Consider the following 15,285-nt stretch of genomic DNA (forward strand, 5'->3'; position numbering starts at 1 on the left):
GCATCTCATGACCATTGCCCTTTTTCGCGACGATTTCTATCTTTCAACCACGGAAGCAATCGTCACGGGAATACGGGAAGACGGCGGCATCGAACTCGATCAGACCTGTTTTTATGCGACGTCGGGCGGCCAGCCCGGCGACAGCGGCTTCTTCGAGCGCGCCGATGGCAGCCGCATCGAGATCGCCACCACGCGCCACGGCGACACCAAGGACATCGTCATCCATGTTCCGGTCGCCGAGCAGCCCGCTGCGCTGGTCGGTGAAAGGCTGGTGCTGCACATCGACTGGCCGCGCCGCTACAAGCTGATGCGCATGCACACCGCCTGCCATCTTCTCTCGGTCGTCTGCCAGTTTCCGATAACAGGTGCCGCCGTCGGCGAGGATGAGAGCCGTGTCGATTTCGACATGAGCGAAACCATCGACAAGGATGAGGTCACCGCTGCGATGATGAAACTGGTCGATGGCAATCATCCGGTCTATCTCCAATGGATCACCGACGAGGAACTCGCCGCCAATCCCGATATCGTCAAATCGAAGAATGTCCGGCCTCCTGTGGGCCTTGGCCGCGTCAGCCTCGTTTGCATTGGAGAAAACGCCGCGATCGACAGCCAGCCCTGCGGCGGCACGCATGTGTCGGAAACCCAGGAAGTCGGCCCTATCTTCATCGCCAAGATCGAAAAAAAGGGCAAAGAAAATAGACGTTTCCGCATCCGGTTCGGTAAGCCGGAAACTGCGTCCGCCCTTTGACCGGAGAACAATCCTATGACTGAACAGAAGAGCGCCTTCGTGGTTTCCGCCGACTGGCTTGAGCAGCGGCTGACCGATCCGTCAGTTAAAATCCTCGACGCTTCCTGGTATCTGCCGGCGCAGAACCGCGATCCGAAGGGCGAATATGCGGCTGCCCATATTCCGGGTGCCGTCTTCTACGATCAGGATGTGATCGCCGATCTGACCAGCGGCCTCCCCCACACTGTGCCCTCGCCTGACGCTTTCGCCGAGGCCGTCGGTGGTCTGGGCATCGGCGAGACCGACACGATCGTCGTTTATGACGGTCCGGGCATTTTTACGGCACCGCGCGTCTGGTGGCTGCTGCGCACCATGGGTGCAAAGTCAGTCTTCGTGCTGGATGGCGGCATCGACGGCTGGAAGGCGGATGGCCGCCCTGTGACAACAGAGGTTCCTGAGCCCGTTGCAGCGCGATTCCATCCGCGGTTCGATGCCGAAGCGGTGACCTCGTTTGCGCAAATGAGCGCGATCGTCGCGACAGGCTCCCGCCAGATCGCCGATGCGCGCGGTGCCGCCCGTTTTACCGGCGAGGAAGCGGAGCCAAGGCCCGGCATGCGGTCCGGCCACATGCCCGGCGCAAAAAGCCTGCCTTCCGGTGTCTTTTCGGTGGGCGGCAGGTTCAAGTCGCTGGAAGCCCTGCGCGAGACCATCGAGGCGGCGGGGATCGATCTCGACAAGCCCGTGGTTACCACTTGCGGCTCGGGCATCACCGCGGCGATCATCACGCTCGCATTGCAATCGCTGGGCCATACCGACAACAGGCTCTATGATGGCTCCTGGTCCGAATGGGGCAGCCGTTCGGACACATCCGTCATTACCGGGAAAGAATGATCAGAATGACACAGGGTAAAGGCATCGAGCCACTCGAAGTTCGCGTCACCGAACTGGAAATGACCGCACCGCCCAAGCAGAGCCTGCCCGTGCCGGTCAATATCCAGACCGCGATCATGCGCGTGCCGGAAATCCCGCTACCGTTCTATCGTTTCCTCTATCTGCAGGTCGGCCGGCGCTGGAACTGGGTCGACCGGCTGCGGATGAGCGACGAAGAGCTCACGGCCACTCTGCATGACAAGCGCAACTCGGTGAGCGTGATCTACGTCAACGGCGCCCCGGCCGGTTTTTTCGAGCTCCTGCAGGTGGATGAGGACAATGTCGAGCTGTCCCATTTCGGCATGTTCGAGCATGCGCTCGGGCTCGGGCTCGGTAAATGGTTTCTGCTGCAGACGCTCTATGCCGCCTGGAACTCCAATCCTAAAGTTGTCCGTGTCGCGACCAACACGCTCGACCATCCCCGCGCACTTCAACTCTACCAGCGCTTCGGCTTCTCGCCGGTTTCAACCCATGACGCGACGGTGCTGCCACTGAGCGACGAGGAGTTTCTGGCACTCGCACGCGGTTTCTGAAGGCCCTGGCGCCCGCAAGAAACGGGTGTCGTTCTCTTGCGGCGCATGGCATTTCCTCGGGCATTGAAACCGGAGGAACACCGCGATGACCCTGCATTACCAACCTATGCCGAGCGATCTTGCCGCACGCTATCGCCGCCGCGAGCCCGACGCCTATGGCCTGCCACCGGAGCTGCATGTCTCCGACGGCCAGGGCATGCCCTGCCGCCATTGCCTCGCCAATATCGCCGCGGGCGATCCCTACCTTATCCTCGCCTACCGCCCCTTCCCGGTGCTCCAGCCCTATGCGGAAACCGGTCCGATCTTCCTGCATGCGGAAGAGTGTGTTGCCTATGCGGGCGGCGCTGACATTCCGCCGATCCTGACGACGAGCAAGGATTATCTGCTGCGCGGCTACGGCGCGGACGATCGCATCGTCTATGGCAGTGGCGCAGTGACGCCGGTCGATGAACTCGATGCCCGCGCTGCCGAACTGCTCGAGTATCCGGAAATCGCCTATGTGCATGTCCGCTCGGCCCGCAACAATTGTTATCAGTGCCGTGTCGAGCGTGCATGAAAACGGGGCCGGCAAAACCGACCCCGCCCGGATCATTGATGTCGGTGCCTCGCTCAGGCGATCTTCAGCACGGCCTCCGGCGCATGGCTCTCATAGCCAAGCGCGTCGGCAACGGCCTTGTTGGTCACCCGGCCTTTGTGAACATTGAGACCGGCGCGCAGATGCCGGTCCTCGGCAATCGCCTTCAACCCGCGGTCGGCAAGCTGCAGGCCGTAATAGAGCGTTGCATTGTTCAGCGCATGTGCCGACGTCACCGGGACGGCTCCCGGCATATTGGCGACGCAGTAGTGAACGACACCATCGACCTCGTAGGTCGGATCCGAATGGGTCGTTGCATGCGAGGTCTCGAAGCAGCCACCCTGATCGATGGCGACATCGACGATGACAGCACCCTTCTTCATGCCCGACAGCATTTCGCGCGTCACTAGTTTCGGCGCCGCCGCACCGGGGATCAGCACCGCGCCGATGACGAGATCGGCGGAGAAGACTTCCTCCTCCAGTGCGTCGATGGTCGAAAACCGGGTGTGGACGCGGCCGGCAAAGAGGTCGTCGAGCTGTCGCAGGCGCGGAATAGAGCGGTCGAGGATGCTGACATCGGCGCCGAGACCGGCCGCCATGCGCGCCGCATGCAGGCCGACAACGCCGCCGCCGATCACCGTGACCTTGGCAGGCAGCACACCCGGTACGCCGCCGAGCAGGATGCCGCGGCCGCCATTGGCCTTCTGCAGCGACGTGGCGCCGGCCTGGATTGCCAGGCGTCCGGCCACTTCCGACATCGGCGCCAGCAGAGGCAGGCCGCCGCGGTCGTCGGTCACCGTTTCATAGGCGATCGCCGTCACGCCGGAGCCGAGCAGCCCCTTGGTCTGTTCCGGATCGGGTGCAAGATGCAAATAGGTGTAGAGGATCTGGCCGTCGCGAAGCTGCGCCCATTCGGAAGGCTGCGGCTCCTTGACCTTGACGATCATGTCGGATTGTTCAAAGACGTCCTTGGCGGTGGCCACGATTTTCGCGCCCGCCGCGCGGTAGGCGTCGTCTTCCGCACCGATCCCGGCGCCCGCCTTGGTTTCGATGATCACCTCGTGGCCGTGCGCCACATATTCCCTCACCGATCCCGGCGTCAGGCCAACACGATATTCATGGTTTTTGATTTCCTTCGGGCAACCGACACGCATCCTCACGTTCCTCTCATTTGCGGCTTTCGCCGTTGCAGTTTTACCCGCATAGCGAAACAGAAAGCGCGCCGCATGTCCTTGCAAAGAGGTCGGTCAATACCGTATTATTTCGCTGACTATTGCGTTTATAGAGAAAAATTCGAAGGATATTCGATTGTCGGCGATGGATGCAATTGATGCTGCGATCTTGCGGATTCTCCAGCAGAACGGCCGGATCGCCAATGCCGAGCTTGCCGAAAAGGTCGGGCTGTCAGCGTCTGCCTGTTCGCGCCGGGTCGATATCCTGGAGAAATCCGGCGTCATCAGCGGTTATCACGCGCGCCTGTCGCACAAGGCGCTCGACTACCGCATCATGGTCATCGTCCATATCTCGCTGTCGGGCCAGTTCGCCAAGACCCTGACCGAGTTCGAGGCCGCGGTGAAACTCTGCCCTAATGTGCTGGTCTGTTATCTCATGTCGGGCGAATACGACTATATCCTGCGCGTCGCTGCCAAGGATCTGGAAGACTACGAACGCATCCACAGGGATTGGCTCTCCGCGCTGCCGCATGTCGTCAAGATCAATTCCAGCTTCTCGCTGCGCGAGATCATCGACCGGCCGAATGTCGGCGTCTGACGGCTTCCGGCCTGAAAACTCTCAAACGTTTCCGACCACGCAGTTGCGGCCCCGGCGCTTTGCCTCGTAGAGACGGGCATCCGCCTTCGACAGCAGATCACGCGTCGTCGAGCCGTCGACCGGCGTCGAGGCGATGCCAACGCTGATGGTAACGGCCGAACGGTCCGACGTCGTCACATCCGTGAGCACGCGCTGGCGAAGGTCCTCGGCGCGCGACAGTGCGCTTGCATGATCGAGGCCGTCGCACAGAACGACGAACTCTTCTCCCCCGTAGCGGAAGAGATGATCGCTCTGCCGCAGCCCGGACTGGATTGCGTCGGCGAGTGATTTCAGCACCCGGTCGCCTTCCAGATGGCCGAACCGGTCGTTGACGCTCTTGAAATGGTCGGCATCGATCATGATCAGGCTGGCGACGCTGCCGGATGCCACTGCATTGCGGATCAGCCGCGGGGCCTCGAACTCGAAACGGCTGCGGTCGAGTACACCCGTCAGCATGTCGCGCCCCGACTTCGACAGCAGATCCTCGTAACGTTCCCGGAAGGTCAGCGCGTTGAAGATGTCGCCGATCGGCAGGCGTGAGACGGAGATCACGGAATGGCTGGAAAAATGCAGATAGGCGCCAAGGACGACCGAATAGAGGACCGCGGCGCCCATCTTCGCAATCCAGCCGCCCCAGAACACTTCGGCCGGCGCACCGTTCAGGGCATGCAGTGCGATATAGAATCCGGCCTGGTCGAACGTCAGCACGACGATGCCGCAGAAGAGGAAACGCAGGGTGAGGAGGCCGCGCATCCAGCGCCCGATCCGCTCGTAGAGCAGGATGATGATGAGTGAATCGAGATAGAGCAGAAGCGTTCCCCACAGCATCAGCCAGCCCATCTCGTCGATGAAGCCAAGATCGGCGGTGCGATTCGGTACGGCCGATACCGTCTGGTGCATCTGAAGCAGCAGGCTGAGCGCAACGGTGAGGAAGTTGCCCGCGAGCAGGCCGTAGATCGGCTGGCGCACCGTGGCGGCGTCCTCCTTCACATAGAGGAGAAGGATCATCATCAGCTTGCCGGCGAAAAGCACGGCGGACCCCGGCGAAATCACCCCGAACGGCAGTTGCACGTAGAAGACGGCGGCGAGATAGGTCTCGATGAAATGCAGGACGCCGAGCGCGGCGATGAAAACGCCGATACCGAGCAGATGGCGCAGATGCAGCAGCGTGACCATGACCGCGACATAGACAAGGCCCTCGCAGAGAAACAGGAATACATTGGTCATCGGCAGGCATTCGCTTGGATTGGCTTCCGGTGCTTTATAAACGGCAAGTTTAAAGAAAAGTTTAGGGGTGTAGCCCGCAGATTGTCGGCGGCACTGTGAATTGGCTCATATTCAACCAAAGTTGGGGTGCGTCCGCATTTCCGGTGTTACGAAAAGGATTTCGAAATACGTGACCAACCAGTGCGCAGCCGATCGACAACTTTCGGCTGTCCGGGGTTCAGACCTGACGGGAGGCTGCGTCGTCAGAAAACAGCGACGGACCGTGCTGGTCGATGATCTGATGCGCCTTGCGCAATGTCGCGTCGATCACGTCCTGTTCCGAACTGAAAAGGTCGGCGCGAATAAACGTGCGAACACGCACTACCCCATCGACCTCTTTCTCGATCGAGCCGGCCAGCCGGAACTGGGCGCCTTCCCGCATCGGGTTGGCCCGGATCAGGCAGTCGCCATAGGTTTCCGTCTTGCCGGACGACGCACTCGCCTCGGCGCTGGAGCCACTGGAAAAACCGAACAATTTTGACAGAAAGGAAGCCATGCGAAAGACTTACTCATGGCAAACAGGGCTGTCAAAGGCTAAGTTTCTCATCGGCGGCGATCGCATCGCCGGCTTGGGAGAAAAGGGAATGGCAAAGGCATTGCCCGGATCATGACAACAGGGTTTGAGGTGATTGCACCGATTGCCGGTATCGACGAACGGCTTGCCGCCAGCGAATCGGCATTCCCCGACATCCGGCCGGGATTGGCAAAGGAAATCATCTGGACCGATCCTGCAGCAAAAAGCCGAACAGCGCTCGCCGTCGTCTATATTCATGGATTTTCGGCATCGAAAGGCGAGGTCCGCCCCCTACCCGATCTCGTGGCAAAAGCGCTCGGCGCCAACCTGTCCTACACGCGCCTTGCCGGACATGGACGCAGCGGCGATGCCATGGCCGAAGCATCGGTCGGGGATTGGCAGAAGGATATGCTGGAAGCGCTGGAGATTGCCGCGCGGCTCGGCGACAGGACGTTGATCATCGCAACCTCCACCGGGGCGTCGCTCGCCACCTGGGCGCTGTCGCAGCCGCCGCTGGCCGCTCGTGTCGCGGGCGCCGTGTTTCTCGCGCCGAACTTCAGGATCAAAGGACGTGGGGCTTTCCTGCTGACTGCCCCTCTTGCCCGCCTCAGCGCGCGCCTTATCCTCGGCCGCCGCCGTTCCTTCACGCCGATGAATGATCTGCATGCCGCCTATTGGACCACCGAATATCCAGTCCCGGCGCTGCTGCCAATGGCGACCCTGGTCGCGCAGGTCCGGGCGCTGCCATTCGAAACGATCCGGGTGCCTGCGCTGTTCATTCGATCGCCGCGAGATCAGGTCGTCGATGCGACCCAAACGGATGCCGTCGCCGGCCGCTGGGGCGGCTCGGCGGCCATCATCGATCCGGGCGAAATCGGCGACCCCCATGGGCATGTGGTCGCCGGCGATGCGCTGTCGCCGTCAACGACAAACCGCATCGTGGATAACATCCTGAGCTGGTTTAGAGAAATCAAGCAATTAACGGATATTGCTGGATAAATATCAGATCACCAGATTGGCGAGAATCTCGTTGTCGGTAATATCCTGATAGCGTAGCCCCGCCGCATCGAACGCTGCTTTCAGCCGGGGAAAATTCTCCGGATGCTTGGTTTCGATGCCGATCAGGATCGAGCCGAAGTTGCGTGCCGATTTCTTCAGGTATTCGAAGCGGGCGATATCGTCCTCTTCGCCCAGCAGGCCGAGGAAGTCCTTGAGAGCGCCCGGGCGCTGCGCCATGCGCAGGATGAAGTATTTCTTCAGTCCCGCATGCCGCATGGCCCTTTCCTTGACATCCGGCAGGCGTTCGAAATCGAAGTTACCGCCGGAGACGACGGCGACGACAGTCTTTCCCTCAAGAGCCTCGCGCCCCAGCATTTCGAGCGCAGTGATCGACAACGCGCCTGCCGGCTCGAGCACGACGCCTTCGACATTGAGCATATCGGTGATCGTCACGCAGATGGCATTTTCCGCCAAAAGCAGCACCTGATCCGTTGAAAAGTGCCTGAGTGCCGCAAAGTTGAGATCGCCGATCCGCCCGACCGCGGCGCCATCGACAAAATTGTCGATCTGGTCGAGTGTCACCACGGAGCCTGTCTCCAGGCTGCGGCGCAGGCTCGGTGCGCCCTCCGGTTCGCAGAAGATGAAAGCTTCTGGCCGGACCACGTCCTTCAGATAGCCGGTCATGCCGGCGGAAAGCCCGCCGCCTCCCACCGGCATGATGATCAGATCGGGAACCGTGCCTTCCGGCAATTGCGCGACGATTTCGGCGGCAACCGTCGCCTGGCCCTCGATGATATCGGCATGGTCGAAAGGCGGCACCATGACGCCGTCGATCCGCTCCACATGCTCGCGTGCCGCCTGATAGCACTGGTCGAAGAAGTCACCGACAAGCTTGATGCTGATGAACTCGCCGCCGAACATCCGCGTCTTGTCGATCTTCTGCTGCGGCGTCGTCACCGGCATGAAGACGACGCCGGGCACGCCAAAGTGCCGGCAGACGAAGGCAAACCCTTGCGCATGATTGCCGGCCGAGGCGCAGACGAAGGTCTTTCCGGTCCCGCCGGCATCGATGACCTTGCGGAAGAAGTTGAACGCGCCGCGGATCTTGTAGGAACGAACCGGCGAAAGATCCTCGCGCTTCAGGTAGATCGCCGCACCGTAGCGCGCGCTCAGGTGTTCGTTGAGTTGCAGCGGCGTCGCCGGGAACAGCGTGCGCAAAGCCTCGACGGCGTTATCAACGTCCTGCTTCATGGAGTGCGGTCTTTCGTTCGGGTTCGTGTCGCCCTGCCTATGCCACAACGTCGGTCCCGAAACCACAGCTATTCGCAAATAAGTTGAATATTATAATCATCTTTAAGGATAGTCGCTTCTCCTTGACACAGAACGGCAAATCCCGAAAATCCGGACGGACATGGCATCGGGGGAGAAACAATGCGCACCGGCAATAAAAAAGGCGGCCTGACAGGCGCAATCTGCGCGGCCATGGTTCTGTCGCTACTGGCCGCGCCTGCTGCTGCCGGGCAACTCGCGGACGCCGCCGCGAAAGCCGAGGCATTGGCTGCCTCCGGCGACGCCATCGGCGCCCATGATGTCATGCGCTCCGCCATCAGCGATTTTTCCGCGACGCTGCCCTTTTCCATCGGCAAGGCGGTCTTCGTCACCGCCGATCCGGTGGGCTATGCGATGTATGACCCGAAGCCGAGCCCGTCGTTCAAGTCCGGCGAAGCCCTCGTCTCCTATGTCGAGCCCGTCGGACTGAGCTGGAAACCGGCGACGGTCGCAGGCAAGATCCAGACCCATTTCACTGTCGATCTGGACATTCTCAGCGCCTCCGGCGAGGTTCTGGCAAGCCAGAAGGCCTTTGGCGATTTCACCTTTACCGGCTTCTTCCGCAACCAGGAGATCTACGCGACGCTGACCACCGACGTCAGCGGCGCGGCGGCCGGCGATTATGTTCTCCGGTTTCATTTCAATGATCTCAACAGCGGCAAATCCGCCAGCGTCGATCAGAAATTCACGATCGCTGCGGCATCCCCAGCGCCGTAAGCTGCGTCAGGCGCTTTTCTTCGCCGCCGCGATCGTTTCGATCATCGCCTTCACGTCGGCTTCCGCGGCATCGAGCAAGGCTTCGTCGCGGGCGCGGATGACAAGATCGGTTGAAAACGACTTGCCGTCGAATTTCGGATAGGAGCCTATGCTGGTCAGCGGATGAGCCTTCTGCACCTCTCCGAGCGGTCCGCCGATATCCCCTTCCCCGAACGGAGACCGCACGGTACGCGATTGCACGATTGCACCGCTTTCCAGCTGCGGCAGCAGCGCGTCCAGCATGGCCTGGAAGACCTGCGGCACGCCGGCCATCACATGGACATTGCCGATGATGAAACCCGGCGCCGTCGAGACCGCGTTCGGGATATGCCGCGCGCCATTCGGCATGCGGGCCATGCGCCGCCGCGCTTCGGTGAATTCCATGCCGCGCCGTTCATACATCGCACCAAGCAGCTCCATGGCCTCCGGGTCATGTACGCATTCGACACCGAAAGCGCGCGACACGGCGTCGGCGGTGATGTCGTCATGCGTCGGGCCGATGCCGCCGGAGGTAAAGACATAGGTGTATTGCCCCCGCAGCCCGTTCAGTCCAGCCACGATCGCAGTCTCGTCGTCGGCGACGATGCGCACCTCCTTGAGGTCGATGCCCGCGAGCGTCAGCATATCGGCGAGATGGCCGATATTCTTGTCCTTGGTGCGACCGGACAGCAGTTCGTCGCCGATGGCGAGCATGGCGGCGGTGACGATTTTTTCGCTGGTCATCGGAAGGTCCTGTGTCAAACGGAGATCGTTCAGTCGAAAATCCGACTGTCTATTATTCTCGAACAGTCTGTCGCACGCTTCGGTTCAGACATTCGGCACGCAAACTGATAAATCTTATCTCCAGAGGCAATCAAGAGGAATTGCCAAATCACAGGAGAAGACGATGGCCAAGGTATTGGTGCTTTACTATTCGGCATACGGACATATCGAAACCATGGCCTACGCGGTGGCCGAGGGTGCCAAGTCCGCGGGCGCAGACGTCACTGTCAAGCGCGTACCGGAACTGGTTCCCGAAGACGTCGCCAAGGCATCCTATTTCAAGGTTGACCAGGCCGCCGAGATCGCCAAGCCGGATGAACTTGCCGATTACGACGCCATCATCTTCGGCGCCGGCACGCGTTTCGGCACCGTTGCGTCGCAGATGCGCAATTTCGTCGATCAGACCGGCGGTCTGTGGATGAAGGGCGCGCTGGTCGGCAAGGTCGGTTCGGTCTTTACCTCGTCGGCGACGCAGCACGGCGGCCAGGAATCCACCATTCTCGGCTTCATCCCGACCCTGATGCACCAGGGCATGGTCGTCGTCGGCCTGCCCTACGCCTTCCAGGGCCAGATGGGCCTGGAAGAAATCAAGGGCGGATCGCCCTATGGCGCCTCCACCATTACCGGCGGCGACGGCGCCCGCCAGCCGTCCGAAATCGAACTCGAGGCCGCCCGTTACCAGGGTGCCCACGTCGCCAAGATCGCGGCCAAGCTGTCTGCCTGACGATTTCCACGGCAATCGAACGCAATCGAAGGGTGGCCGAAAGGTCACCCTTTTTCATGCCGGTTGATATCGCGAAGGGTTTGCAGACGAGCAACGGAAATCGCCGTCCTCCGCCAATCCGCCGTAAAAGTGGTGAAATGCCGCTGTTTCGTGCTAGCTTGAACCGCCCGGACGCAAAACGAAGACGCAAAACGAAAATTCGCGACGCGTATTTCGGCTGCTGGAACGATTGCCCGCATTGGCCGTTCCTGTCCGGTCACGCCGACGCCACAAGGGCGTTTGAATACGGCATGCTCCAGGGAGTTGAAAATGACGAAAGTGGTATATGCGATCGTTCAACATGATGGCGGATGGGCCTACAAGCTTGCCGACGTTTTCTCCGAGGCCTTCCCGAACCGCGAGATGGCTGTGGCGGCGGCAAAAGCGGCGGCGGCCGAGCAGCAGGTCGGCGGCGACGATGAGGAAATCAGCTTTCAGGATCAGAGCGGCCACTGGCATTTCGAACACGCTGATGGTGGCGATCGTCCGGAAGCCATCGTAGAAGACAAGTAATTCGCATTGATCGATAGAGGCAAAGTGCTTCAGAACTCGGCGATGAATTCGAGCGCCTTGCCCCTCCCCGGCGCCGAAGAGGGGCATATTCTTTGGTGCTGAAAATGCCGAGTTTCCCTCCCTCGGCACGGTGATCTAAGCCGGAACATCCCGGCGCATCAACTGAAAGCTTCTATTAACCTTCACGCGTAGGGTTAATGGCGCCGCGTCGGCTGACAGGCAGAAGGCTAATCCTGGGATTAGCCTTCAAATTTCCAACAATGTTTGGTTCGTCAGCTCGTGTTCAACGGCCTTGCGGTCGTTACGCCGCTTTCGCGGTGTTTTCCTTCTGTGTCTGTCTCGCTTCAAGAATTGCCATGCAGATCAAATAACTCAGCATGACATCCTGCTGTGCGTCGGCCAGTAATTTTGCAGCCTCCAAAAGGTCCGTGACATGCACTCGATGTGACATCTGGAACTCCCATTCTTGAGATGGTTACGAAGATCGATAGTAATATTCAATGGTTATGATTCAACTGCAAGTTATCGACGATAATTATCGCTAGTTGCTCTTTTTTGAAACACACGCTATGAAGCGGCCGTCCTGAGAGACGCCTGTTTAACGCGCAGGCTCCTCTGCCAGCAATCCGGCCTGCCGGAACCACCGCTCGACGCTCTCCTGCACCGCGGCTTTTGCCTCATCCAGCGTATCGGCGGACTGGAAATCATAGCGGACCGTGCCGTTGCAGCCGGAGACCATCCATTTCCAATTCGTCTGGCCATCGTGCTGCAGCACATAAGCAAGCTCTTGCTGACCGAGCATGCCGGCGAAGGAGCGATTCCGGATCGGTCTCCACGTCAACGGGATTTCCTGCAACACTTCGACGGCTCCTCGGCGTTTCCTCACCATATGAAATATAAAGCGGTGACCGATTGCGCATAACCCTGTCGTTTGAGGGGTTTTTTCTAAATCCGGCATTGTTGCGTAACCGGCGGGAAACTCGCCGTCGAGTATCGAAGTTTGGTGAGCAATAAAAAAGGCCCGCGAAGGAGCCTCGATAGTCTATGCCGTGCCTTCGGGTTTCCCCAATCGTTGCTCCGCAAGCCGCCGTCGAACTTCCGCGACCATGAAATCCACCGCGGTCTCATCAGCTCCAAAATTCGCGCAAACGGCCACGATTCCAACGACAACACTTGTGAGCACCGTCATCACGTCCGCGACATCACCACCGACCTCAAGCGGCCCGGTCAAAATGAGTGGCACAATCTGATAAACCAAAGCGTCGTGAACTTCTGAAATTTTGCTCATATTCGACTTCTCAAATCAAAATAACCTAGCAGTCAATATAGGGCTTTGAAGTGTAAAACCATAGTCGGAAAACGCTCGGTCAAAGTTTGATAGGCAGCGATTTCTTCGCGACGCTTGCTGGGCGTCAGCCCTTCGAACATTCGCCCGACGCTTCTTTCAGGTCGTCACCGCTATTGCCATCTGCCTGTTTTACGGGATAAAAAGCTTTTTCTCAACTTCTGAACGAATGCTGAGACGCTGCACACCAGCCGCCGAGGGTCACCATGGCAAACGATGATGAGAATGCAGCCCCGGTCGGAAATCAACCGACGCCGAAATCAGCATTGATCCAGAAGATACAGGCGAGGGATACGCCCAACCCGCGCTGGAGTTCACACTTTCAGAACAAACTCATGACCGTCCCCAAAAAACCGATATTCGGTTCTTCGGACACGATTTTTACGATTGGTAGTTGTTTTGCAGAGCGCATCAGAGTGGCCCTGACGGCCGAAGGTCTCAATGTCGGACCGCCGATGCAGGACGTGCCGATGGCACACGATCGATACCGCATCGATCGCCTCCCCGCGCGACCGCATAGCGACTATTTCAACACTTTCACGATCCTGCAGGAATTCGAGCGCCATATCGGCGAATGGGATAGGGACCCAGAAGACTATTGGCTCGCGAAGGATCCCTATTGGGGCGGTGAGACAGCCTACCAGGATCCATATCGCCGGCTCATTTTGGCCCGAACGCCGCAGGACCTTCTTGAGGCAAACGAACTGGTTGATGTGGCGATCGACCGCGGCATTCGCGAGGCTTCCGTATTTTTCCTCACCATGGGAATGGCAGAGGTCTTTCGCAATAAACGTACAGGCAAGATCGCCTGTCAGAAGCCGGGCTACTCGGGAGGCGCCGGCGCCGACGAGACCGAATTCTACATGTCCACCTACGAGGAAAACCTGGAGAACATGTCCCGGGTGGTGGGGATAATCAACCAAGTCCGGCCCGGCGCGAAAATAGTTGTGACTGTTTCTCCCGTGGGACTGGCCCGCACCTTTGGCGAGGACGATATCCTTGTCGCCAATACCGAAGGCAAGAGCATTCTGCGGGTAGCCCTTGGTGCGCTCGCCCGCAAATACGAGAATGTCACCTACTTCCCGTCCTATGAAATCGTCATGGCAAACGCACCGCTCAGCTTTCGGGAAGACGATGGCCGCCATGTCGCAAACTGGGTTGTTTCCAATATTGTCTCTGCCTTCAAGAGCGCTCACTTCATTTCACCGGAGAACGCGTAGGTGTAATTTTTTGGTATATAAAACGAGGAGGACTTAATGAATACTTTTCCTGACCGCCTGCTTATCGAAGCCAGAGATGCCAGCATTCAGCTTGAGCAATTGGCCGTTGACGATCTTGATCGGAACATTGACGGCTATCTTCAGCCCAATTGGCGCACCCGCCGCATGATCGAATCCTGGAGATCCTACGTCGCTTCGAACGGCCGCTCCACCGAAGCGGACTATGCCAATTTCCGCTCTGCTTATTCGGAGACCGAAGGGCGCAGCAACAAGGTATTTTCCGACGTCCTGGCCAGCCACATCCGCAATATCCCCTATGATATGGCTACAACCGTCTTCAGTGATTACGTCAAGAAGCCCGGCGATAAAGGCGATACCGCCGTCACGATGCTGAACGGTGAAGACGGCGAAGATCAGAACGCGGATGCATGGGCGAAGGTCATCAACGGCGCTGCTCGTCATCTCGAGCTGTACGGCTGGTGGAAGTCTAAGGTGCTTCTCCCCGACACCATTGTCAAAAGCCTGTCCAACAAGATCATGAATCAACTGGTCAAGGATAACGGCGATGCGGTTCAGGCTGCCGTGGAGGGCAAAGACGGCGCTCCCATGCAGATCAAGCTCAATTCGCGGTTCGCCACCAGTTTTGACGAAATGTACGAAATCGCCTCCGACCCTCTGCTGATGTCGATCGTGCAGGCCTACATGGGCGTTCCGCCGATCTTCAACACCCCGGTTTCGATTTTGAACTCCTTCGTGAAGGCAAAGAATACCAAGGCACTGTCGGATACGGCCCAGTTGTTCCACCACGATATGCACCGGCTCGGCTTTGTGAAGGTCTTCGTCTATTTGACCGATGTTGAACTTTCGTCCGGCCCTCATACGCTTGTTCGGGGAACCCACCGAAAGCGCCCTCCCCACTTGTGGGCCGATGGTCGCCATAGCGACGATGCCATCGCTCAAGCCGGGTTGGCGGACGATGTAGTGCAGATTACGGGCAAAGCCGGAACGGTGATGTTGGTCGATACCAGTTGCCTGCACAAGGGTGCTCACCCCGAATCCGAATCCCGGCTCTTGGCTTCCATTCAGTACACGAACTCCCTGTTCGGCAAGCCAATCGCCATGTCGGACCGGAAGGTGGAAACGTCATTGACCTCAAGGAACGAGGGTATCCATGAGGTGGCGGCGCTTGTTCGAAAGTACGCCATGAAGTCCGGCGCTCGCTTCATGCAAAACTTCATCTGAAGG

At 59.2% G+C, this 15,285-nt stretch carries 18 protein-coding genes; 11 read left to right on the forward strand and 7 right to left on the reverse strand.

The annotated features are described in order from the left end of the window. The first annotated feature begins 7 nt into the window (after positions 1-7). From J2Z75_RS01915 to J2Z75_RS01930, 4 genes are all read left to right on the forward strand, one after another. Positions 8-748: an alanyl-tRNA editing protein gene (locus J2Z75_RS01915; protein ID WP_209846925.1), complete on the forward strand. Its 741-nt coding sequence runs from the start codon at positions 8-10 to the stop codon at positions 746-748. Between the two features lie 15 nt (positions 749-763). Further along, complete coding sequence (sseA, locus tag J2Z75_RS01920; protein ID WP_209846928.1) at positions 764-1,618, forward strand: 3-mercaptopyruvate sulfurtransferase; 855 nt, start codon at positions 764-766, stop codon at positions 1,616-1,618. A 5-nt stretch (positions 1,619-1,623) separates the two neighbouring features. Next, complete coding sequence (locus J2Z75_RS01925; RefSeq protein WP_407692727.1) at positions 1,624-2,190, forward strand: GNAT family N-acetyltransferase; 567 nt, start codon at positions 1,624-1,626, stop codon at positions 2,188-2,190. An 85-nt stretch (positions 2,191-2,275) separates the two neighbouring features. After that, complete coding sequence (locus J2Z75_RS01930) at positions 2,276-2,746, forward strand: DUF1203 domain-containing protein (RefSeq protein ID WP_209846934.1); 471 nt, start codon at positions 2,276-2,278, stop codon at positions 2,744-2,746. 53 nt (positions 2,747-2,799) lie between these two features. On the opposite strand, the gene ald is transcribed toward J2Z75_RS01930, so the two are convergent. After that, positions 2,800-3,918 (reverse strand): alanine dehydrogenase, encoded by a 1,119-nt coding sequence (ald, locus tag J2Z75_RS01935; RefSeq protein WP_209846938.1) that lies wholly within the window; start codon positions 3,916-3,918, stop codon positions 2,800-2,802. Positions 3,919-4,072: 154 nt separating this feature from the next. Here ald and J2Z75_RS01940 point away from each other — a divergent pair, with 154 nt between their 5' ends. After that, positions 4,073-4,534, forward strand: coding sequence for an Lrp/AsnC family transcriptional regulator (locus J2Z75_RS01940; RefSeq protein ID WP_209846940.1), 462 nt, complete (start codon positions 4,073-4,075; stop codon positions 4,532-4,534). Positions 4,535-4,555: 21 nt separating this feature from the next. On the opposite strand, the gene J2Z75_RS01945 is transcribed toward J2Z75_RS01940, so the two are convergent. Beyond that, positions 4,556-5,800, reverse strand: coding sequence for a GGDEF domain-containing protein (locus tag J2Z75_RS01945; RefSeq protein WP_209846943.1), 1,245 nt, complete (start codon positions 5,798-5,800; stop codon positions 4,556-4,558). Positions 5,801-6,017: 217 nt separating this feature from the next. Further along, a complete protein-coding gene (locus J2Z75_RS01950) occupies positions 6,018-6,335 on the reverse strand; it encodes an HlyU family transcriptional regulator (protein ID WP_209846945.1) in 318 nt (105 codons plus the stop codon). A gap of 111 nt (positions 6,336-6,446) precedes the next feature. Between J2Z75_RS01950 and J2Z75_RS01955 the strand changes: the two genes are divergently transcribed. Next, complete coding sequence (locus tag J2Z75_RS01955) at positions 6,447-7,352, forward strand: alpha/beta hydrolase (protein ID WP_234937089.1); 906 nt, start codon at positions 6,447-6,449, stop codon at positions 7,350-7,352. Positions 7,353-7,355: 3 nt separating this feature from the next. On the opposite strand, the gene ilvA is transcribed toward J2Z75_RS01955, so the two are convergent. Then, complete coding sequence (ilvA, locus tag J2Z75_RS01960; RefSeq protein ID WP_209846947.1) at positions 7,356-8,603, reverse strand: threonine ammonia-lyase; 1,248 nt, start codon at positions 8,601-8,603, stop codon at positions 7,356-7,358. A gap of 231 nt (positions 8,604-8,834) precedes the next feature. Between ilvA and J2Z75_RS01965 the strand changes: the two genes are divergently transcribed. Beyond that, complete coding sequence (locus J2Z75_RS01965; RefSeq protein ID WP_234937145.1) at positions 8,835-9,398, forward strand: hypothetical protein; 564 nt, start codon at positions 8,835-8,837, stop codon at positions 9,396-9,398. A gap of 6 nt (positions 9,399-9,404) precedes the next feature. Here J2Z75_RS01965 and J2Z75_RS01970 read toward each other — a convergent pair whose 3' ends face one another. Continuing rightward, entirely contained in the window at positions 9,405-10,160 is a 756-nt protein-coding gene (locus J2Z75_RS01970) for a competence/damage-inducible protein A (RefSeq protein WP_209846950.1), read from the reverse strand. Positions 10,161-10,323: 163 nt separating this feature from the next. Here J2Z75_RS01970 and wrbA point away from each other — a divergent pair, with 163 nt between their 5' ends. After that, entirely contained in the window at positions 10,324-10,923 is a 600-nt protein-coding gene (gene wrbA, locus J2Z75_RS01975; protein WP_209846952.1) for an NAD(P)H:quinone oxidoreductase, read from the forward strand. 309 nt (positions 10,924-11,232) lie between these two features. After that, the gene (locus tag J2Z75_RS01980) at positions 11,233-11,475 is read left to right on the forward strand and encodes a DUF2188 domain-containing protein (protein WP_209846954.1); all 243 of its coding nucleotides are present in this window, start codon (positions 11,233-11,235) and stop codon (positions 11,473-11,475) included. 598 nt (positions 11,476-12,073) lie between these two features. Here J2Z75_RS01980 and J2Z75_RS01985 read toward each other — a convergent pair. Beyond that, entirely contained in the window at positions 12,074-12,316 is a 243-nt protein-coding gene (locus J2Z75_RS01985) for a hypothetical protein (protein WP_234937090.1), read from the reverse strand. 201 nt (positions 12,317-12,517) lie between these two features. Continuing rightward, the gene (locus J2Z75_RS01990; RefSeq protein ID WP_209846957.1) at positions 12,518-12,763 is read right to left on the reverse strand and encodes a hypothetical protein; all 246 of its coding nucleotides are present in this window, start codon (positions 12,761-12,763) and stop codon (positions 12,518-12,520) included. A 263-nt stretch (positions 12,764-13,026) separates the two neighbouring features. Here J2Z75_RS01990 and J2Z75_RS01995 point away from each other — a divergent pair, with 263 nt between their 5' ends. Beyond that, entirely contained in the window at positions 13,027-14,040 is a 1,014-nt protein-coding gene (locus tag J2Z75_RS01995; RefSeq protein ID WP_209846960.1) for a GSCFA domain-containing protein, read from the forward strand. 36 nt (positions 14,041-14,076) lie between these two features. Further along, entirely contained in the window at positions 14,077-15,282 is a 1,206-nt protein-coding gene (locus tag J2Z75_RS02000; RefSeq protein WP_209846972.1) for a phytanoyl-CoA dioxygenase family protein, read from the forward strand. The last annotated feature ends 3 nt before the right edge of the window (positions 15,283-15,285 follow it).

The sequence above is a fragment of the Rhizobium herbae genome (assembly GCF_017873135.1).
Taxonomy (GTDB): Bacteria; Pseudomonadota; Alphaproteobacteria; order Rhizobiales; family Rhizobiaceae; genus Pararhizobium; species Pararhizobium herbae.